Below are 19,112 nucleotides of genomic sequence, written 5' to 3'. Positions count from 1 at the left end.
CGGCTGGAGCATGATGCGTTCGCAAGCGCTCACGGATCATGCTCCAGCCCCTTGTTTGATCGCGTGATTCAGACTTTTCGGCGATTCCGCCTCAAGTCATCACGCTCTACCGGCCGAGGCCGTCCCAGAATTCCTTCACCCGCGCGAAGAAGCCTTCGCTCTCGGGGCTCGAGCGGCCCGACTTCTCCGCCTCCGCCTCGAACTGCTCGAGCAGCTCGCGCTGCTTGGCGGTCAGGTTCTGCGGCGTCTCGACGGCCACCTGCACGTACATGTCGCCCCGCGCCGCCGAGCGCAGCACGGAGAAGCCCTTGCCGCGCAAGCGGAACTGCTCGCCGGTGCCGGTGCCGGCGGGGATCGTCACGCGCGCGCGCCCGCCATCGACGGTCGGCACCTCGACATGGCCGCCGAGGGCCGCCTGGGTCATGCGCAGCGGCACCTGCACCAGGATGGAGGCGCCGTCGCGCTGGAAGATCGGGTGCGGTTTCACCGCGATATCGACATAGAGGTCGCCCGCCGGCGCGCCCCGCAGCCCCGCCTCGCCCTCGCCGGCCAGGCGGATGCGGGTGCCGTCCTCGACCCCGGCCGGGATCGTCACGGCGAGGTTGCGGTCGCGGTGCACGCGGCCGGCGCCGTGGCAGACCTTGCAGGGGTTCTTGATGATCCGCCCGGTGCCGTTGCAGGTCGGGCAGGTGCGCTCGATCAGGAAGAAGCCCTGCTGCGCCCGCACCTTGCCCTGGCCGTTGCAGGTCGTGCAGGTGCTGGCCGACGCGGTGCCGCCTTCGGCGCCCGAGCCCTTGCAGGCATCGCAGGAGACCGAGGAGGGGACGCGGATCGTCTTCTTGGTGCCGGCGAAGGCCTCCTCCAGCGTCACCTCGACCTGGGTGCGGAGGTCGGAGCCGCGGCCGGCCGCCGCGCGCTGGCGGCCGCCGCCGCCGAAGCGGCCGAACATCTCCTCGAAGATATCCTCGAAACCGCCGCCGAAGGGGCTGCCGCCGCCGGCGCCACCCTGGCCGCCCTCGAAGGCGGCATGGCCGAAGCGGTCATAGGCCGCGCGCTTCTCCGCATCCTTGAGCGCCTCGTAGGCCTCGCCGGCCTCCTTGAACTTGGCCTCGGCCGCCGCATTCCCCTGGTTCCGATCCGGGTGGTGCTGCATCGCGAGCTTGCGGTAGGCCCTTTTCAGGTCCTCCTCGCTCGCGTCGCGTGAAACGCCGAGGACCTCGTAGTAATCCCGCTTCGCCATCGTCGGGATGATCCTCTCAAGCGATCAAGACAGGCCCGCCCGGGCCGGGGCGCCGGGCGGGCATCACCAGGTGCCGGCTCAGGACGGCTTCTTCTTGGTCGGGTCCACTTCCTCGAACTCGGCGTCCACCACCTTGCCATCGGCAGGCTTGGCGCCGGCGGCATCCGGCGCCGCTTCCGCCGCCTGGCCTGTCTTGTAGAGCGCCTCGCCCATCTTCATCGCCGCCTGGGACAGCGCCTCGGTCGCGGTCTTGATGGCATCGATGTCCTGGCCCTCGACGGCACTCCGCGCGGTGGCGAGGGCGGCTTCGACCTCGGCCTTCTCGCCGGCCGGGACCTTCTCCGCATTCTCCTTCAGCGTCTTGTCGGTGGAATGCACCAGCGCATCGAGCTGGTTGCGCGCCTCCACCGCCTCGCGCCGCCTCTTGTCGGCATCGGCATTGGCCTCCGCCTCGCGTACCATCCGTTCGATATCGGCATCCGAGAGGCCCGACTTCGCCTGGATCTTGATCTGGGTCTCCTTGCCGGTGGCCTTGTCCTTCGCCGAGACGCTGACGATGCCGTTCGCGTCGATGTCGAAGGTCACCTCCACCTGCGGCACGCCGCGCGGCGCCGGCGGGATGCCCTGCAGGTCGAAGTTGCCAAGCAGCTTGTTGTCGGCCGCCATCTCCCGCTCACCCTGGAAGACCTTGATCGTCACCGCCGTCTGGTTGTCGTCGGCGGTCGAGAAGACCTGGGACTTCTTGGTCGGGATCGTGGTGTTGCGGTCGATCAGGCGCGTGAACACGCCGCCCAGCGTCTCGATGCCGAGCGACAGCGGCGTGACGTCGAGCAGCAGCACGTCCTTCACGTCGCCCTTCAGCACGCCACCCTGGATCGCGGCGCCGATCGCCACGACCTCGTCCGGGTTGACGTTGCGGGCGGGCTCACGGCCGAAGAACTGCTTCACCGCCTCGATGACCTTGGGCATGCGGGTCATGCCGCCGACCAGGATCACTTCGTCGATCTCGCCGGCGGAGAGGCCGGCATCCTTCAGCGCGGAGCGGCAGGGTTCCATCGTGCGGGCGATCAGGTCGTCGACCAGCGCTTCCAGCTTCGCGCGGGTGAGCTGCAGCACCAGGTGCTTCGGGCCCGACGCGTCGGCGGTGATGAAGGGCAGGTTGATCTCGGTCTGCTTCGAGGAGGAGAGCTCGATCTTCGCCTTCTCGGCGGCTTCCTTCAGGCGCTGCAGCGCCAGCTTGTCGCCGCGCAGGTCGATGCCGTTCTCGCGCTTGAACTCGTCCGCCAGGTAGTCGATCACCCGCTGGTCGAAATCCTCGCCGCCCAGGAAGGTGTCGCCGTTGGTCGACTTCACCTCGAAGACGCCGTCGCCGATCTCGAGGATGGAGATGTCGAAGGTGCCGCCGCCGAGGTCGTAGACCGCGATCGTGCCGGTGTTCTTCTTGTCCATGCCGTAGGCGAGGGCGGCCGCCGTCGGCTCATTGATGATGCGCAGCACCTCGAGGCCCGCGATGGCGCCGGCCTCCTTCGTCGCCTGGCGCTGGGCGTCGTTGAAGTAGGCGGGGACGGTGATGACCGCCTGGGTCACCTTCTCGCCGAGATAGGCCTCGGCGGTCTCCTTCATCTTGGTGAGGATATTGGCGCTGATCTGCTGCGGCGCGTATTTCTGGCCGTCCACCTCGACCCAGGCATCGCCGTTGTCGGCCCGGGCGATGTTGTAGGGGACCAGGCCGATGTCCTTCTTGACCATCGGGTCTTCGAAGCGGCGCCCGATCAGGCGCTTCACGGCATAGAGGGTGTTGGTCGGGTTGGTGACCGCCTGGCGCTTGGCCGACTGGCCGACCAGCCTTTCGCCATTCTTGGCGAAGGCGACCATGGAGGGGGTGGTGCGGGCGCCTTCCGCGTTCTCGATGACGCGGACGTCCTTGTCTTCCAGGACGGCGACGCAGGAATTGGTGGTGCCGAGGTCGATGCCGATGACCTTGCTCATCCGGGGGTACTCTCCTTTGGCTGACGGGTGCGGCCCAGATCGCGGCACCGCTCCCGCCCCCTTCACTGCGGATGGGGTGATTTTCGATACCGCGCATGTATTCAGCGGCGCGGCGGAGGACAAGTCCCCGTGTGACAGGAAGGGTTACGTTCCGACCGGTCTCCTGGTTCCTGTTGCGCCGGCGCCCGGACGGGCCCACATACGCCGCGAACCGGACCGGGGCAGTCGGGTATGGGCGCCCACCCCCTGTTCGAAGCCCCTGGCGAAGCCCTGGAAACACGCATGTTCATCGAAACGGAAGCCACCCCGAACCCCGCCACGCTGAAGTTCCTGCCTGGCCGGGACGTGATGGGTGCCCGTGGCACGGCCGACTTCACGACCGCCGAGGACGCGACGGATCGCAGCCCGCTGGCCGCCCGGGTCTTCGCCGCCGGCGACGTGGCCCGCGTCTTCCTGGGCACCGACTTCGTGACCGTGACCAAGACCGACGAGACCGATTGGCAGATGCTGCGCCCGCGGGTGCTCGGCGCCATCATGGAGCATTTCACCGCCGGCCTGCCGGTGATGGAAGGCGTGGAGGCGGATGACGAGGCTGAGGACGTGGATCCGGCCGACGCCGAAATCGCCCTGCAGATCAAGGAATTGCTGGATACCCGCGTGCGCCCGGCAGTGGCCGGCGACGGCGGCGACATCGTGTTCCGGGGCTTTCGGGACGGCATCGTGCGGTTGCGCATGCAGGGCGCCTGCTCCGGCTGCCCTTCCTCCCGCGCTACGCTGAAGCACGGCGTCGAGAACATGCTGCGCCACTACATCCCCGAGGTCGTGGCGGTGGAGCAGGTCGAGGCCTGACGCTCCGTCACGGCGCGGAGCTCGGCGGCCATCATTGCCATCGGTGATGGCGGCGATCACCGGCGCCGGCGTTTGCGGCATCGTCGGAATGGTCTCATATGCGGTGCAGCAATCCTGTCCGCACGCGGAGACCGACGCCCATGACCGATCACGCCGCCCTCGCCGATGGCGCCCTCGACCAGATCTTCCGGGTCGCCCGCACCCAGAACAAATGGCAGGACCGCCCGGTGCCGGACAGCAAGCTCGAGGAGCTGTACGAGCTGCTGAAGTGGGGCCCGACCTCGGCCAACGGTTCCCCCGCGCGCTTCGTCTTCGTGCGCACCTCGGAGGGCAAGGCGAAGCTCAAGCAGGCGCTCTCGGCCGGCAACACCGAGAAGACCATGACCGCCCCGGTGACCGCCATCGTCGCCTACGACCCGAAATTCTACGACCGCCTGCCCTTCCTCTTCCCGCATGCCGATGCCCGGTCCTGGTTCGCCGGCAGCGCCGCGCTGGCCGAGACCACGGCCTTCCGCAATGGCAGCCTGCAGGGCGCCTATCTGATGATCGCGGCGCGCGCCATCGGCCTCGACGTCGGCGCCATGAGCGGCTTCGACAATGCAAAGGTCGATGAGCTCTTCCTGGCCGAGAGCGGCTGGAAGTCGAATTTCCTGGTCAACATCGGCTATGGCGACCCGGCCGGCGTGCAGGAGCGCCTGCCCCGCCTGCCCTTCGACGAGGCCGTGAAGCTGGTCTGAGACGTCTCTGCGGGCGGGCGGGTCTTCCCGCCCGCCTGCCCCTCAACGCTTACCCGCCGCGCCCGCCCAGGCGAGCGCGCCCAGCACGACGAGGGCTGCGCAGAGCCCCGCCGCCACATCGGCCGGCGCATGCTGGCCGAGGCTGATCCGCGCGAGACAGACGACGCCCGCCAGCAGCCAGCCGACAAAGGGCAGGAAGGCGCCTTCCCCCAGCAGCCGGAACAGCCGCGCCCAGAGCACGCCCGCGAACAGCGCATTAGCCGAGGGGAAGCCGGCCTGCAGGAGTTGCGTCGTCAGGTCGGGCGCCGCCGGCCCCGAATGGACGAAGCCGAGCTTCAGCAGCGCGGCCGCCACCGCCAGGAAGCCTAGCATCAGCGGCACGCCGATCGCCGGGCCCAGCCCGTCCCGCGCCATGACCGCGAGGAAGATCGCGGCGGCCACCACCGCCAGCACCGCCGGCGAGCCGAGGCCGGCGATGTCGCGCACCGCCTCGGGCGCCCAGGCCGGGAGCCGCTCGACCTCGCGCGCGAGCTCGGCGATCAGCCACTTGTTCCAGTACAGGGCATCGCCGCCGCGCCGCGCCGCGAAGACGGCCAGGAAGCCGCCGATGCCGAGCAGCATCGCCAGGATGGCGCCCGCACGCGGCCGGCGCGCCGGCCGCGGCGGTTCCCCCCGGCGCGACACCGCCGGCACGGTCTGCGGATAGGCCCGCCGGCTGCTCATGGCGCCGCCCCCAGGGTCCGGCGCAGCGCATCGCGCCAGCCCGCCTGGCGCCGGTCCGCCTCCGCGCGCTCCATCACCGGCTGGAAGCGGCGGTCGAGCCGCCAATGCGAGGCGGTGCCCCCGGGCGGCGCGGTGAGGCCCGCGCCCACCCCGGCCAGCCAGGCGGCGCCGAGCGCCGTCGTTTCCATCACCGCCGGCCGATCGACCGGCGCGCCGAGCAGGTCCGAGAGGAACTGCATGGTCCAGTCGCTCGCGACCATCCCGCCATCGACGCGCAGCACCCGGCCCGGCGCTCCGCTGGCGCCCGCCGCCGCCATATCCGCCTCCATCGCCTCGATTAGGTCGCGCGTCTGGAACGCGACGCTCTCCAGCGCCGCCCGCACGATCTCCGCCCGGCCGGTGCCGCGGGTCAGCCCGAAGATGGCCGCGCGCGCCGCCGCATCCCAATGCGGCGCCCCGAGGCCGGTGAAGGCCGGCACCAAGTGCACGCTCTGCGCCGGGTCCGCTGCCCGCGCCAGCCCATCCGCTTCCGAGGCATGGCTGATGATGCCGAGCCCATCGCGCAGCCATTGCAACGCCGCGCCGGCCGTGAAGATCGCTCCCTCCAGGGCATAGGCGCGGCGGCCCTCGAGCTGCCAGGCGATGGTCGTCAGCAGCCGGTTGCGCGAGGCGACCGCGACCGCGCCGGTGTTCACCAGCGCGAAGCAGCCGGTACCGTAGGTGGATTTCACCATGCCCGGTGCGAAGCAGGCCTGGCCCATCATCGCCGCCTGCTGGTCGCCGGCCATGCCGCGCACCGGGATCGCGGCGCCGAGCAGCGCCGGCTCCGTCGTGCCGAAGGCGCTGACATTGTCCCTGACCTCCGGCAGCAGCGCCGCGGGAATCCCGAACAGGCGCAGCAGCTCCTCGTCCCAGGCGCCGCGATGGATGTCGAAGAGCAGGGTGCGCGCGGCATTCGCCGCATCCGTCGCATGCACCCGTCCCCCGGTCAGGCGGAACAGCAGGAAGCTGTCGACGGTGCCGAAGCAGAGCGCACCCCGCTCCGCCGCCGCCCGCGCGCCGGGGACCGCATCCAGCATCCAGGCGAGCTTGGTCGCCGAGAAATAAGGGTCCGGAAGCAGCCCGGTGCGCGCCGCGATCAGGTCACCGGCGCCCTCGGCCGCCAGCCGCGCGCAGTGCTCGGCCGTCCGCCGGTCCTGCCAGACGATCGCGCGGTGCAGCGCCCGCCCGGTCGCGCGGTCCCAGAGCAGGGTCGTCTCGCGCTGGTTGGTGATGCCGATGCCCGCGACCTCAGCCGCATCAACCCCGGACAGTACCTGCCGCAGAGTGGCGAGGGTGCCGGCCCAGATATCCTCCGGCTCATGCTCGACCCAGCCCGGACTCGGGAAATGCTGTGGCAGTTCCTGCTGTGCCGTCGCGCGCGGCACCAGCCCCGTATCGTAGAGGATGCTGCGGGTCGAGGTCGTTCCCTGGTCGATCGCGACCAGCAGCGCGTCGGTCATGCCCTGGCGTCCTTCTTCGACCCCGAGGATACTCGGGCCAGGAGGGCCCGGAAATGGCACGACAGCTTTTCGAACTCTGCGGCGCGGACCCGGCACGGCTGTTCAGCCCCTATTGCTGGCGCACGCGCATGGCGCTGGCGCACAAGGGGCTGGAGCACGAAACCCTGCCCTGGCGCTTCACCGAGAAGGACCGCATCGCCTTCGCGGGGTCCGACAAGGTGCCGGTGCTGGTCGATGGCGACCGGGTGGTGGCCGATAGCTGGGCGATCGCCGAATACCTGGAAGACACCTATCCCGACGCGCCCTCCCTCTTCGGCGGCGCCGGCGGGCGGGCGCTCTGCCGCTTCCTCGGCCATTGGACGGACAGCGTGGTGCAAGCGGGGATCGTCGGCTTCGTCGTCGCCGATATCGCGACCCATCTCGGGCCGGAGGACCACGCCTATTTCATCGCCTCCCGCGAGAAGCGCTTCGGCAAGCCGCTCGCCGAGGTGGTGGCGGGGCGGGAGGAGCGGGTGGCGGAGTTCCGCCGCGCCCTCTACCCGCTGCGCACCACCCTGAAGGAGCGGCCTTTCCTGGGCGGCCCGGCGCCGACCTATGCCGATTACACGGTCTTCGGTGCCTTCCAGTGGGCGCGCTGCGTCAGCAATTTCACGCTGCTGGAGCCGGATGATGTCGTGCATGCCTGGCGGGCGCGGATGCTCGACCTCTTCGGCGGCATGGCACGCGAGGTGCCCGCCCAGGAAGCCGCTTGAACCGCACCCGCGCCGCGTGCCTTCATCCCGCCACGGGATGGGGGAGGGACCAATGTCCTGGACCAGGTACCTGCTGGCGGCCGCGGTCGCCGGCGCAATCGGCGCTGCCGCCGTGGCGCAGACCCACTACATGCCCGGCCCGCAGAACATCGACCTGCCGGCCGACTGGCAACAACGCTTCATCCGCTACGCCACCGTGGACAATGCGGCGCGCAAGATCATCCGCAACCTCTACGTCAATCCGGACGCGCTCGCTGCCGCCCGGCCCGGCCAACCGCTGCCCTATGGCACGCTGATCGTCATGGCGGATCAGCGCGCGCGCCTCGGCGCCGACGGCAACCCGCTCCTCGACCAGAGCGGTCGCTTCATCCCCGAGCCGGGTTGGATCGCGATCGCGGCCCAGGAAAAGCGCCAGGGCTGGGGCGAGGGCTATGCGGCCAATATCCGCAACGGCGAATGGGAATACGCACGCTTCAACGGCGACGGCAGCCGCAACAACGCCCCCGTCGAGGCCTGCTTCACCTGCCACCTCGGCACCCGCGCGCAGCAGGATTTCGCCTTCAACTTCTGGGACTACGTCCGGGACCGCCGATGACCGCAACGGCGCGCGTGCTGCCCGAAGGGCGCCTGATCTTCCGCGGCGAGGTCTTCCGCTGCGCCCTCGGCAAGGGGGGCGTCCGTGCCGACAAGAGCGAAGGCGACGGCGCGACCCCGACAGGCCTGCTGCCGCTGCGACGCTTGCTCTACCGCGCCGACCGCGTCGCCGCGCCCGAATGTGCCCTGCGGCGCGAACCGATCGGCGCCGAGGACGGCTGGTGCGACGACCCGGCCCACCCCGACTACAACCGGCAGATCACCCTGCCGCACCCCGCCCGCCACGAACGCCTCTGGCGCGGCGACGCGCTCTATGACGTCGTCGTGCCGCTCGGCTGGAACGACGCCCCGGTGGTCCGCGGCCGCGGCAGCGCCATCTTCCTGCACCTGGCCCGACCCGACTACGCTCCCACCGAAGGCTGCGTCGCCCTGTCACTCGTGGACCTGCGGCGGGTGCTGAGCCTCGGGGTGGAGGCACTCGCGGTGGAGAGATAGCCGGAAGGGGCTTTGCCCCTCCCGGACCACCCCACCAGGAGCCTAGGACCCCTGGACCCCGATCATTTTTAGAGCCCTGATTGCGAAGGGGGCTTCCCGGCGTTGTCCGCCGGGAAGCCCCCTTCGCAATCAGGGCACCAAGTGAAGCAGGTCAAGGAGCCTCCAGGCTCCTTGCGGGTGGGGTCTGGGAAGGGCGGAGCCTTTCCCAGCTACCGCCGCCGCCGCAAGAGCGTCCGCATCTCCCCGGGCTCCACCGCCCGCAGCGCCAGGGCGACGCTGGCGAAGACCAGGGCGCCGGTGCCGATGAGGGTAGCGACCAGCAGGGCGCGGCCGCTGCCGCCGGTGGGTTCGGGGGCGATGGCCAGGAGCAGTGCGACGGCGGCGCCCATGGCCATGCTGGCGAGCAGCAAGCGGGGCAGGCGCCGGCGGCAGCGGCGGTCGAGGTGGAGGTGGCCGCGGCGCGCCAGCAGAACGGCGAGCAGGGTCAGGTTGAACCAGGCGGAGAGGGTGGTGGAGAGCGCCACGCCGACATGGCCGAGGGGGCCCATCAGCGCCAGGTTGAGACCGAGGTTCAGCGCGACCGAGGCGATGCCGATGCGGACCGGGGTCGTGGTGTCGCCGCGGGCGAAGAAGCCGGGGGCGGCGACCTTGATGAGAACGAAGGCCGGCAGGCCGGCGGCATAGGCGACGAGCGCGAGCGCGGTCTTGATGGTGGCGTCCGGCCCGAAGGCGCCGCGCTGGAACAGGGCGGCGACGATCGGCTCCGCGGTGACTGCGAGGCCGACGGCGCAGGGGAGCGTCAGCAGCAGCGCCATTTCGATCGCGCGGTTGACGGAGCGGTGCGCCTGCAGGCGCTGCCCGGCGCGAAGCTGACGCGAGAGCAGCGGCAGCAGCGCGGTACCGACCGCGGCCCCGATGACGCCGAGCGGCAATTGCCCGACGCGATCAGCGTAATAGAGATAGGAGACCGAGCCGGAGACCAGGAAGCTCGCGATGATGGTGTCCATCGCGAGGTTGATCTGGGTGACCCCGGCGCCGAGCATCCCCGGCAGCATCCGCCGCAGCACCATCCGCACCGGCGGCGTGAGCCGCGGCGGGCGAAACAGGTTCAGCGCCATCCCCGCCTGGGCGGCGGCCAGCCAGACCAGGCCGAGCTGGGCGACGCCGGAGATCACCACGCCCCAGGCGAGCGCATGGCCCGGGGTCGCGACATAGGGCGTCAGGGTCAGCAGCGAGATCATCGAGAGCAGGTTGAACAGGATCGGCGTCGCCGCGGCGGCGGCGAAGCGGTCGAGCCCATTCAGCACGCCGGAGACCAGGGCGGCGAGGCAGATGAAGACCAGGTAGGGGAAGACGATCCGCGTCATCTCGACGGCGAGGGCGAATTTCTCGGGCTCCCGCCCGAAGCCGGGCGCCAGCACGCCGATCACCTGCGGCATGAAGGCGATGCCGAGGATCGCCAGCGTCGAGAGCCAGAGGGTCATGAGGCAGGCCAGACGCTCGGCGAGTTCCTTGGCGCTGACGCGGCCTTCGGTGACGAGGGTGCCGGAGAAGGCGGGGATGAAGGCGGCGTTGAAGGCGCCTTCGCCGAACAGGCGTCGGAACAGGTTGGGCAGGCGGAGCGCCACGAAGAAGGCGTCGGCCACCGGCCCCGTCCCGAGCCTGGCGGCGATCAGCATATCGCGCGCGAAGCCGAGGATGCGGCTGGCCATGGTCCAGCCACCGACGGTCAGGACGGAACGGAGCATGCGCCTCCATAGAGCGGATCGCTGAAGGGCGGAATCGCCCGGAAGCGTGAATCCGCTCTGGCCAAGCCAAAGCTGCGGATCCTTTGAAGGGCGGAATCGCCCGGAGGCGCGAATCCGCTCTATCTGGTGTCAGGCAGCCTTGCCTGGACAGGGGCTAAAATGCCGGCAAGCGTGTCTCTCATGGCATGCCAGCCTTGTGGCGGCTTGCCCCGGCCGCGTCGGCCCCTTAGGTGAAGGGCCACGCGCGGCATGGCCGCACAACCAGCATCCGATTGGGCATGACCGAACAGAACGAGATCAAGCCGGCGGCGGAAACCCCTGCCCCGGAGAGCACGGAGACGGCGGCGACCCCCGAGACCCGGCCCGAGCCGACCGCGGAGGAGAGCATCGCGGCGCTGGAGGCCGAGGTCGCGTTGATGCGCGACAAATGGCTGCGCGCCGAGGCCGAGATGCAGAACCTGCGCGCCCGCACCCAGCGCGAGGTCGCGGATGCGCGCAACTTCGCCATCCAGCGCTTCGCCAAGGATGTGGTCGAGGCGGCCGACAACCTGGCCCGCGGCCTGGCTGCCATCCCTGCAGCGGCGGAGCAGGAGCCGGAGCTGTTCGGCAAGCTGCGCGGCGGCTTCGAGGGGGTGGAGCGCGCCTTCCTCGGTATCCTGGAGCGCCACGGCATCCAGAGGCAGGATGCGACCGGCAAGCCCTTCGACCCTGAGCTGCACCAGGCGATGGCGGAGCAGCCGGCGCCGGAAGGCGTCGCGCCCGGCACCGTGATCCAGGCCTGGACCCCCGCCTGGACCCTCAACGGCCGCCTGCTGAAGCCCGCCATGGTCGTTGTCGCCGGCAAGGCCGAATAGTTCGGCGTCACTCCCCGCAGCCGCGACCCCGCGGCCGCAGGCCGCCTCCGAATGCGGCCCCGCGCACGACTATCAGCCGCGCCGGGCGCGCCCTGACAGCGCGCAAGCCAAGCGGCCGGAGGCCGCGCCGGCGCCTGAGGCAAACAAAATCTGATCCCCGGCGCTACGCACCGGGATCAGGTCACACGCTCCAGCTCCGCATCATCCAGATTGCCAGGCACGATCGTCATCGGCACCCTGAGCCGCGACGCATAGCGCCCGGTCAGCGCCGAGATCAGTGGTCCGGGACCGGAGCTTCCCGTCGAGGATGCCAGCACGAGGATCGAGATCCGTGCCTCCTCCTCCAGCAGGGCCAGCAGCGCGTCGCGCGCATTGCCCTCCCGGATCAGCAGGATCGGCAGGCCGCCGGTGATGGCGTTGACCTCGATTGCGAGGGAGGAGAGCAGCTTCTCGGCATCCTCCCGCGCTTCCTCGGCCATCATGGCGCCGACGCCCGCCCATTCGACGATCCCGGCAGGCTCGATCACCCTGAGCAGCGCCACACGCCCACCGCCCTTGCGGGCCCTGAGGCAGGCATAGCGCAGCGCCACCGCCCGTTCCGGGCTGTCGTCCACGACCACGAGAAAGACGCGGTCGCGCTTCGCCTGGGTGGCCGCGGCCGCGGCCTCCTCCGAATTCGGCATGGGGTACCCCCTGTTCTCCGCTCAGCCCCGCCGGAACACGACGCTGCCGAGCCAGCCGGCCACCGCCGCCAGGATAATGCAGCCTACACCGTAGAGAAGCGGCGCGTCCCGCGCGACGGTCGCGATGGATGCCGCGGTACCCACCCGTTCCACCCTGAGGTTCAGCGTCTGCTGCGCGACCACCCGCCGCTCCCGCACCAGCAGCACCTCGACCAGGTAATCCCCGGTCGGCACGGTGGCAGGCAACGGGATGCGGGTGTGGAACAGCCGGCCGCCATTCACCTCGACCGGCACCGCATGCTCCTGCCAGCGCCCATCCGCCTGCTTCAGCTCGAGCAGTGCGGCCCGGAAGGCGGGGTTGCGGTCACCGCTCGGGATCAGTTGGAGGGTATCGAGGCCGAGCATGCCGCGCTGCCGGTCCTCCTCCGGCAGCAATTCCCAGACCGGGCGGGTGCCGGCGATGGCATAGAAGCCGGGGATGTCGCGAAAGCGGGCCGAGGGGCCGTTGATCCAAACGCCCAGCACCTCGACCTTGCGGCGCACCACCAGGGGCTGGCGCGGGCCCCGCACCGCCACCAGCACGTCATCGCCCGTCTCGCCGCCGAGCGGCCGTTCGGCCGCGCCGAAGACCAGGATCGAGGCGCCGGTGAAGCCGGTCGTGACCTCGACCAGGCGGGTCGAGATGCCGGCCGCGAGGGTCGGGCGCGCAGTGTCGGGCACTTGCGGGGCCTCGAGCGCCTGCGCGGCGGCGAGCCCGGGCAGGAGCAGCAGCAGGAGCAGTGCGAAAAGCCCCCTCACGGCAGCGGCCCGATGACGAAGAGGTGCGCCGGCACCCGCACCAGATCGATCAGCAGCGCGGCCGCGACGCCAAGCACCAGCAGGCCGAGCAGCACGCGCGTCTCCTCGCCGCGCAGCTTCTGGCCCATCGCGGCGCCGAACTGCGCGCCGGCGACGCCGCCGGCCAGCAGCAGCATGGTCAGCACGATGTCGACGCTGCCGACCTGCCAGGCCTGCAGCAGCGTGACGTTGGCCGACACGAAGACCACCTGGAACAGCGATGTGCCGATCACGACCGCGGTCGGGATGCCGAGGAGGTAGATCATCGCCGGCACCAGCATGAAGCCGCCGCCGACGCCCATCACCGCCGAGAGCACGCCGATCGAGAAGCCGACCAGCACGACGGGAATGACGGAGATGTAGAGGCGCGACTTGCGGAAGCGCATCTTGAAGGGCAGGCCGTGCAACCAGGTGTGCTCGCGCGCCTTCTGCGCGGTGCCCCGCCGGCGGCGGATGATGGCGCGCACGCTTTCGCGCACCATCAGCATGCCGACGGTGCCGAGCACGACGACGTAGAACAGCGCCACGGCCAGATCGACCTGCCCCATCCGCCTGAGTGCCGCGAAGAGTTGCACGCCGGAGAGCGAGCCAAGCAACCCGCCGCACAGCAGCACGACCCCCACGCGCGGGTCGACATTGCCCCGCCGCCACTGGGCGATCAGGCCGGACACCGATGCGCCGAGGGTCTGGTTGGCGCCGGAAGCGACCGCGACCGGCGCGGGGATGCCGATCAGGATCAGCAGCGGCGTGAGCAGGAAGCCGCCGCCGACGCCGAACAGGCCCGAGAGCCAGCCCACGCCAAAACCGATGCCAAGCAGCAGCAGGGCATCGACGGTCATTTCAGCGATAGGCAGGTAGACCTGCATCGCGGGCGTGCGGCTCGGGTCTAGAGTAAGCTAAGAGGCCGGTTTGGACCGGTCGGCGCTGCGGCGCAACCCGATGCGGAACCCGGTGACGCGAAAAAATTGTTGCTGCGTGCTGCATCCGGAGTGCGCGCTTCTCCGTAGCGCGGGAGCATCACCGGGGAGTTGCGTCTCTCATGATCGTCATCCGGCGCAACGCTCGCCAGACCGACCCGCCGCTGTTTCCAGACGGTCGCTCAGCCGCCCGGCTTCAGCACCTTGTCGCGGTAATTGCAGAAGGCGATCGCCGGGCAGCGCCAGCATTCCGGCGTCCGCGCCTTGCAGGTGTAGCGCCCGTGCAGGATCAGCCAGTGATGCGCATCCCGCAGCAACTCAGGCGGGCAGCGGGCGACCAGCCGGTCCTCCACCTCGCGCACCGTCTTGCCGGGCGCGAGCCCGGTGCGGTTGCCGATCCGGAAGATATGCGTGTCCACGGCCATCGCCTCCTCCCCGAAGGCGACGTTGAGCACGACATTGGCGGTCTTGCGGCCGACGCCTGGCAGGGCCTCCAGCGCGGCGCGATCGGCCGGCACCTGCCCGCCATGACGTTCGACCAGCAGGCGCGACAGGGCCGCGACGTTGCGCGCCTTGCCCTGCCAGAGGCCGATGCGGCGGATGTAGGGGCCGATGCCCTCGGCGCCGAGCGCCGCCATCGCGTCCGGCGTCGGCGCCGCGGCGAAGAGGTCGGGCGTCGCGCGGTTCACCGAAGCGTCCGTCGCCTGCGCCGAAAGCACCACGGCGACCAGCAGCGTGAAGGGATCGGTGTAGAGCAGCTCCGTTTCCGGCGCCGGGTTGGCGTCGGCGAGGGCGCGGATGAAGGCGGCCGCCTGCTCCGTCCCCATCATCCGGGCTCGGCGGGGTGCGGCGGCACTGCCATGGAGCGGCTTCGCGCGCTTGCGGACCTGGCTTGGGGCTGGGGGTACCGACATGGTGGCGTGATCCAGGAGCTAGCCTAGAATGGGGGTCGATGTCAGCCAGCCCGGAACCGGTCCTGTTCGAGGCGGTCTGCACGCCGCCACGCAGCCTGACGCCGCGCGCCTTTCGTGTGCTGGCCGTGCTGCTGATCGCTTGCGCCGCTGTGCCGGCATTGCTGTTCCTGCTGCTCGGTGCCTGGCCGGTGCTGGGCTTCCTGGGCGGCGAGGTGGCGCTGGTGCTGAGCCTCGTCGCGCTGCAGGCCCGCGGGGCGCGCCGGGTGAGCGAGACGCTGGTATTGACCCGGGGCGGGCTGACGATCAGCAGGACCGACCATCGGGGACGGCGCCAGACGATCCGCATCGACCCTTATTGGGCAAGGCTCGGCCGCGATGCCGGCGGACGCCCCGCCCTGCTGCAGCGGGACCGCAGCACGGCGATCGGGCTTCCTTTGGCGGAGGAGGAGCGCGAAGCACTGGCCGATGCCCTGGCAGCGGCGCTGGCACGCTGGCGGCGGCCAGACTTCGACAACCCGCAATTGCGCTGAGAAGCCGTTTGGAAACAGCGGCCGCCATTTCCAAACGGTCTCCGAGACTGATAGGTACGCGGGTCCTACTCGGCCGGGGTCGGATCCAGGCGGTAGCCACCGCCTTCGGTCAGCAGCAGGCGCGCCGCGGTCGGATCCGGCTCCACCTTCTGGCGCAGGCGATAGATATGCGTCTCCAGCGTGTGCGTGGTGACGGCGGAGTTGTAACCCCATACCTCGTTCAGCAGGATCTGGCGCGGCACCGGCCGGCCGCCCGCGCGATAGAGGTACTTCAGGATCGCGGCTTCCTTCTCGGTCAGCCGGATCTTGCGGTTGCGCGCCTGTTCCAGAAGCATCTTCGCGGAGGGGCGGAAGACATAGGGGCCGATGGTGAAGACCGCATCCTCCGAATTGTCGAAGACGCGAAGCTGCGCACGCAGCCGGGCCAGCAGCTCGTTCAGGCGGAACGGCTTGGCGATATAGTCATTCGCCCCGGCATCGAGGCCGCGGACGACATCCGCCTCGGCATCCGCACCGGTCAGCATGATGACCGGCATCCTGAGCCCGTGCCGGCGGAGCCGGGTGCAGAGCTCCCGCCCGTCGCCGTCCGGCAGGCCGATATCGAGCAGCACGGCGTCGAACCGGCGATCGGCCGCAGTCAGCATGGCCTCCGCCTCCGCGGCGGTGCCGGCCTCGGCCGTGTGGAACTCCTGGTCGATGGCGAGCTGCTCCGCGAGCGTGCCGCGCAACGCTTCATCGTCATCCACGATCAGGACTGGCCTCGGACCCGGCATTGGAACTCCTTACCTCAGCGGCGATCGGCGTGCACCGGCCCGACGCTAACGCGCCTCGGACGGGCATGCTTCACAAACGATGCGAACGCAACGCGACTGCCGCTCACAGAGTTGCGACAGGGCAGAGATATGGTGCCCCCGCAAAATGGTGCCATTGCGGCAGAAGCCAGGGCAAGGCCCACGCCACCGTGAGCCGCCGCGGCATCCCGATATTTCACCCGCCCCCCTGGGCCTCTGCCGTTGCGATGCCACATTCGCGGAGCGGCATAGTGCAGAATGGAACGCCATAAATAACCATGACCAGCCCCGGCAACCTCGCCTCCAGCAGCCTTGCCGCGTCCCGGCGTGACGCTGATTCCACGGGCCCGGACCCCCAGATCCTGGCCCTCCGGGGAGTGCATCGGGCGGTTTCCGACCTGCGACGCGGCACGCCTGTGCTGATCCACGGCGCCGAGGGCGCCCTGCTCGTCGCGGCAGCGGAGACCGTCGGCGCCCTTGGCCTGGCGACGCTCTCGGAGGCGGCATTGACGCCGCCAGTGCTGTTGCTGGCGCCCGCGCGCGCGGCCGCGGTCCTGCACCGGCCGGTGCCGCAGGCCCAGGCCGACAAGGCTGAAGAGGTCGGCGCGGTGGCGATCCGCCTGCCGCCGGCGCTGTTCGACCCGGTTTCGTTGCGGCGGCTGGCCGACCCAGTGGTCGAGGACCTGCTGCCGGAAGCGCCAGAGCGGGCGCCGCTGCCGCCGCTCGCCCGCGCCGCCCTGGCGCTGGGCAAGCTCGGCCGGCTGCTGCCGGCGCTCATCGCTGCGCCGGTACCGGAAGGCATCGCCCAGCGCCTGTCCCTGCTGACCGTGTCGGTCGCCGACGTGCTCGACTATCCGGCCTCCGCGGCCAGCTCGCTCAGGCACGTTGCCTCGGCGCAGGTGCCGCTCGAGGATGCGCCGGATGCGCGCATCGTCGCCTTCCGCGCCGCCGATGGTGGCATCGAGCATCTCGCGATCCTGATCGGCCGGGTCGAGGAGGTGGCCGCCGCGGGCGGCGCGCCGCTGGTGCGTGCGCATTCCGAATGCTTCACCGGCGACCTGCTCGGCTCGCTCCGCTGCGATTGCGGCCCGCAGCTCCGCGGCGCCATCAAGCGCATGGCCGCCGATGGTGCCGGCGTGCTGCTCTACCTGGCGCAGGAGGGGCGCGGCATCGGCCTGGTCAACAAGCTGCGCGCCTATACCCTGCAGGACCAGGGGCTCGACACGCTCGACGCCAATCGCGCCCTCGGCTACGGCGCCGACGAGCGCAACTTCCTGGTCGCCGCCACCATGCTGCGGGAACTCGGCGTGCCGAAGGTGCGGCTGCTGACGAACAACCCCGACAAGCTCGCCGGCCTCGCCGCCTGCGGCATCGAGATCGAGGGCCGCGAAGCCCATCAGTTCGAGGCCAATGGCGTCAACGACCACTATCTGGAAACCAAGGCCCGGCGCTTCGGACACTTATTGTAGGCCTCAGGCGCCGGCGCAGCCTCCGGCTGCTTGGCTTTCGCGCTGTCGGCGGAGCACTGACGGCGGCTGTTGCTCGCGCGCGGGGCCGCATTCGCGGCCCCGGTCTGCATCGGCTTCGCCTCGCAGCCCGCCGGGACGGGTAGCGGCCTGCGGCCGCGGAGCGAATGCCGGGTGGACTGGCTAGCTACGCCGCCTTCGCCATCTCGCCATGCGCTTCGGCCAGGATGGCGAAGGAGCGGCGGCGGGCGGTGTGGTCGAAGATCTGGGCGGTCACCATCAATTCATCGGCGCCGGTGCGGGCGATGAAGTCCTTGAGGCCGCTGCGCACGGTCTCCGGTCCGCCGACGATCGAGCACGACAACGCATTGTCCAGCATCGCCCGCGCATAAGGGTCGAGCCCGGCATCGAAATCCGGGGCCGGCGGCGGCAGCTTGCCCGGGCGGCCGGTGCGCAGGTTGATGAAGGCCTGCTGCAGGGATGAGAACAGGAAGCGCGCCTCCGCATCCGTCTCCGCCGCGAAGATATTGACGCCGAGCATCACATGCGGCGCCGCGAGCTGCTCGGATGGGCGGAACTGCGCGCGGTAGACCTGGACCGCCTCCGCCATCTGGGCGGGCGCGAAATGCGACGCGAAGGCATAGGGCAGCCCGAGCGCCGCCGCGAGCTGGGCGCCGAAGGTGGAGGATCCCAGGATCCAGACCGGCACCGCGAGCCCGGCGCCCGGCACCGCCTGCACGGCCTGGCCCGGTTGCACCGGGCGGAAATAGGCCATCAGCTCCATGACGTCGCGCGGGAAGTCGTCGGCATCGCCCGCCAGGTTGCGGCGCATGGCGCGGGCGGTGATCTGATCCGATCCCGGCGCGCGACCGAGGCCAAGATCGACGCGGCCGGGATGCAGCGCGGCCAGCGTGCCGAACTGCTCGGCGATCAGCAGCGGCGCATGGTTCGGCAGCATGACGCCGCCGGCACCGATGCGAATGCGGCTGGTGCCGGCCGCGACATGCGCCAGCGCGACCGCGGTCGCGGCACTGGCGATGCCGGGCATGTTGTGATGCTCCGCCATCCAGTAGCGGGCATAGCCCAGGGCCTCGGCATGGCGCGCGAGGTCGAGGGAGTTGCGGAGGGCCTGGCCGGCATCGCTGCCGTCCGGCACGGGGGAGAGGTCGAGGACCGAGAGCGGGATCATGCAGCCCATATGGGCGCCGTCGAAGAGCGGGAGGCGCGGCCGGGCCGAACGAAAACCGCCCGGCCTCGCGGCCGGGCGGGTCACAGGGTGGCGGCGGGACCTGAGCGTGATGACTTGAGGCCGGTTCGGCCGAAAAGTCTGAATCACGCGATCAACAAAGTCCTGTGCAGGAAGTGGGCCCCGCCGCCGGCTCCGTTCAGTTGACGCGGGTGCCCGGGCTGGCCGGGGTCGCGGGCGTCGCCGGCCGCGCCTGGGTCTGGGGCGCGGTGGCCGGCGCGGTGGTCTGCGGGCGGGTCACGCTC

Annotated in this window: 19 protein-coding genes; 8 read left to right on the top strand and 11 right to left on the bottom strand. The window is 70.6% G+C overall.

The genetic code is table 11. The annotated features are described in order from the left end of the window. Positions 1-106: 106 nt before the first annotated feature. Positions 107-1,240 carry a molecular chaperone DnaJ gene (gene dnaJ / locus GXW71_RS24360; RefSeq protein ID WP_211855295.1) on the bottom strand — a complete coding sequence of 378 codons (1,134 nt, stop codon included), beginning with the start codon at positions 1,238-1,240 and terminating at the stop codon, positions 107-109. A gap of 78 nt (positions 1,241-1,318) precedes the next feature. Next, on the bottom strand, positions 1,319-3,229 hold the full coding sequence (dnaK, locus tag GXW71_RS24355) for a molecular chaperone DnaK (protein WP_211855294.1): 1,911 nt from the start codon (positions 3,227-3,229) through the stop codon (positions 1,319-1,321). Positions 3,230-3,511: 282 nt separating this feature from the next. On the opposite strand from dnaK, the gene GXW71_RS24350 reads away from it, so the two are divergent. Both GXW71_RS24350 and GXW71_RS24345 read left to right on the top strand, forming a co-directional pair. Next, on the top strand, positions 3,512-4,078 hold the full coding sequence (locus GXW71_RS24350) for a NifU family protein (RefSeq protein ID WP_211855293.1): 567 nt from the start codon (positions 3,512-3,514) through the stop codon (positions 4,076-4,078). A 140-nt stretch (positions 4,079-4,218) separates the two neighbouring features. Beyond that, positions 4,219-4,815, top strand: coding sequence for a malonic semialdehyde reductase (locus GXW71_RS24345; protein ID WP_211855292.1), 597 nt, complete (start codon positions 4,219-4,221; stop codon positions 4,813-4,815). Positions 4,816-4,857: 42 nt separating this feature from the next. Here the strand turns inward: GXW71_RS24345 and GXW71_RS24340 are convergent, their stop codons facing one another. Both GXW71_RS24340 and glpK read right to left on the bottom strand, forming a co-directional pair. Then, positions 4,858-5,538, bottom strand: coding sequence for a phosphatase PAP2 family protein (locus tag GXW71_RS24340; protein ID WP_211855291.1), 681 nt, complete (start codon positions 5,536-5,538; stop codon positions 4,858-4,860). Continuing rightward, positions 5,535-7,040 carry a glycerol kinase GlpK gene (gene glpK, locus GXW71_RS24335; RefSeq protein WP_211855290.1) on the bottom strand — a complete coding sequence of 502 codons (1,506 nt, stop codon included), beginning with the start codon at positions 7,038-7,040 and terminating at the stop codon, positions 5,535-5,537. The genes GXW71_RS24340 and glpK overlap by 4 nt, the downstream gene beginning before the upstream one ends. Positions 7,041-7,093: 53 nt before the next feature. Between glpK and GXW71_RS24330 the strand changes: the two genes are divergently transcribed. From GXW71_RS24330 to GXW71_RS24320, 3 genes are read left to right on the top strand one after another with little or no spacing between them, the layout of a single operon-like run. Continuing rightward, on the top strand, positions 7,094-7,792 hold the full coding sequence (locus tag GXW71_RS24330) for a glutathione S-transferase family protein (RefSeq protein ID WP_211855289.1): 699 nt from the start codon (positions 7,094-7,096) through the stop codon (positions 7,790-7,792). Between the two features lie 52 nt (positions 7,793-7,844). Continuing rightward, positions 7,845-8,387: a cytochrome P460 family protein gene (locus tag GXW71_RS24325; RefSeq protein ID WP_211855288.1), complete on the top strand. Its 543-nt coding sequence runs from the start codon at positions 7,845-7,847 to the stop codon at positions 8,385-8,387. After that, positions 8,384-8,881 carry a L,D-transpeptidase family protein gene (locus tag GXW71_RS24320; protein ID WP_211855287.1) on the top strand — a complete coding sequence of 166 codons (498 nt, stop codon included), beginning with the start codon at positions 8,384-8,386 and terminating at the stop codon, positions 8,879-8,881. The genes GXW71_RS24325 and GXW71_RS24320 overlap by 4 nt, the downstream gene beginning before the upstream one ends. Before the next feature lie 209 nt (positions 8,882-9,090). Here GXW71_RS24320 and murJ read toward each other — a convergent pair whose 3' ends face one another. Continuing rightward, a complete protein-coding gene (murJ, locus tag GXW71_RS24315; RefSeq protein ID WP_211855286.1) occupies positions 9,091-10,629 on the bottom strand; it encodes a murein biosynthesis integral membrane protein MurJ in 1,539 nt (512 codons plus the stop codon). Positions 10,630-10,907: 278 nt separating this feature from the next. Between murJ and GXW71_RS24310 the strand changes: the two genes are divergently transcribed. Next, positions 10,908-11,483, top strand: a complete 576-nt coding sequence (locus GXW71_RS24310; RefSeq protein WP_211855285.1) for a nucleotide exchange factor GrpE — start codon at positions 10,908-10,910, stop codon at positions 11,481-11,483. A 176-nt stretch (positions 11,484-11,659) separates the two neighbouring features. Here the strand turns inward: GXW71_RS24310 and GXW71_RS24305 are convergent, their stop codons facing one another. The 4 genes from GXW71_RS24305 to nth all read right to left on the bottom strand — a co-directional run bounded on the left by GXW71_RS24305 (position 11,660) and on the right by nth (position 14,747). Beyond that, positions 11,660-12,166 (bottom strand): universal stress protein, encoded by a 507-nt coding sequence (locus GXW71_RS24305; protein WP_211855284.1) that lies wholly within the window; start codon positions 12,164-12,166, stop codon positions 11,660-11,662. A gap of 21 nt (positions 12,167-12,187) precedes the next feature. Next, a complete protein-coding gene (locus tag GXW71_RS24300; protein WP_211855283.1) occupies positions 12,188-12,964 on the bottom strand; it encodes a TIGR02186 family protein in 777 nt (258 codons plus the stop codon). Next, entirely contained in the window at positions 12,961-13,842 is an 882-nt protein-coding gene (locus GXW71_RS24295; RefSeq protein WP_456315995.1) for a sulfite exporter TauE/SafE family protein, read from the bottom strand. Before GXW71_RS24295 ends, GXW71_RS24300 begins: the two co-directional genes overlap by 4 nt. Before the next feature lie 260 nt (positions 13,843-14,102). After that, on the bottom strand, positions 14,103-14,747 hold the full coding sequence (gene nth / locus GXW71_RS24290; RefSeq protein ID WP_211855333.1) for an endonuclease III: 645 nt from the start codon (positions 14,745-14,747) through the stop codon (positions 14,103-14,105). Positions 14,748-14,872: 125 nt separating this feature from the next. On the opposite strand from nth, the gene GXW71_RS24285 reads away from it, so the two are divergent. Next, positions 14,873-15,364, top strand: coding sequence for a DUF2244 domain-containing protein (locus GXW71_RS24285; protein ID WP_211855281.1), 492 nt, complete (start codon positions 14,873-14,875; stop codon positions 15,362-15,364). A 65-nt stretch (positions 15,365-15,429) separates the two neighbouring features. Here GXW71_RS24285 and GXW71_RS24280 read toward each other — a convergent pair whose 3' ends face one another. Then, positions 15,430-16,137 carry a response regulator transcription factor gene (locus GXW71_RS24280; protein WP_211855280.1) on the bottom strand — a complete coding sequence of 236 codons (708 nt, stop codon included), beginning with the start codon at positions 16,135-16,137 and terminating at the stop codon, positions 15,430-15,432. Between the two features lie 296 nt (positions 16,138-16,433). On the opposite strand from GXW71_RS24280, the gene ribA reads away from it, so the two are divergent. Next, positions 16,434-17,624 carry a GTP cyclohydrolase II gene (gene ribA / locus GXW71_RS24275; protein ID WP_211855279.1) on the top strand — a complete coding sequence of 397 codons (1,191 nt, stop codon included), beginning with the start codon at positions 16,434-16,436 and terminating at the stop codon, positions 17,622-17,624. A gap of 184 nt (positions 17,625-17,808) precedes the next feature. Here the strand turns inward: ribA and GXW71_RS24270 are convergent, their stop codons facing one another. Beyond that, on the bottom strand, positions 17,809-18,810 hold the full coding sequence (locus GXW71_RS24270) for an LLM class flavin-dependent oxidoreductase (RefSeq protein ID WP_211855278.1): 1,002 nt from the start codon (positions 18,808-18,810) through the stop codon (positions 17,809-17,811). Positions 18,811-19,112 lie beyond the last annotated feature (302 nt).

This window comes from Plastoroseomonas hellenica, from assembly GCF_018129085.1.
Lineage (GTDB): Bacteria > Pseudomonadota > Alphaproteobacteria > Acetobacterales > Acetobacteraceae > Plastoroseomonas > Plastoroseomonas hellenica.
This window is presented reverse-complemented; position numbering and strand designations above follow the sequence as displayed.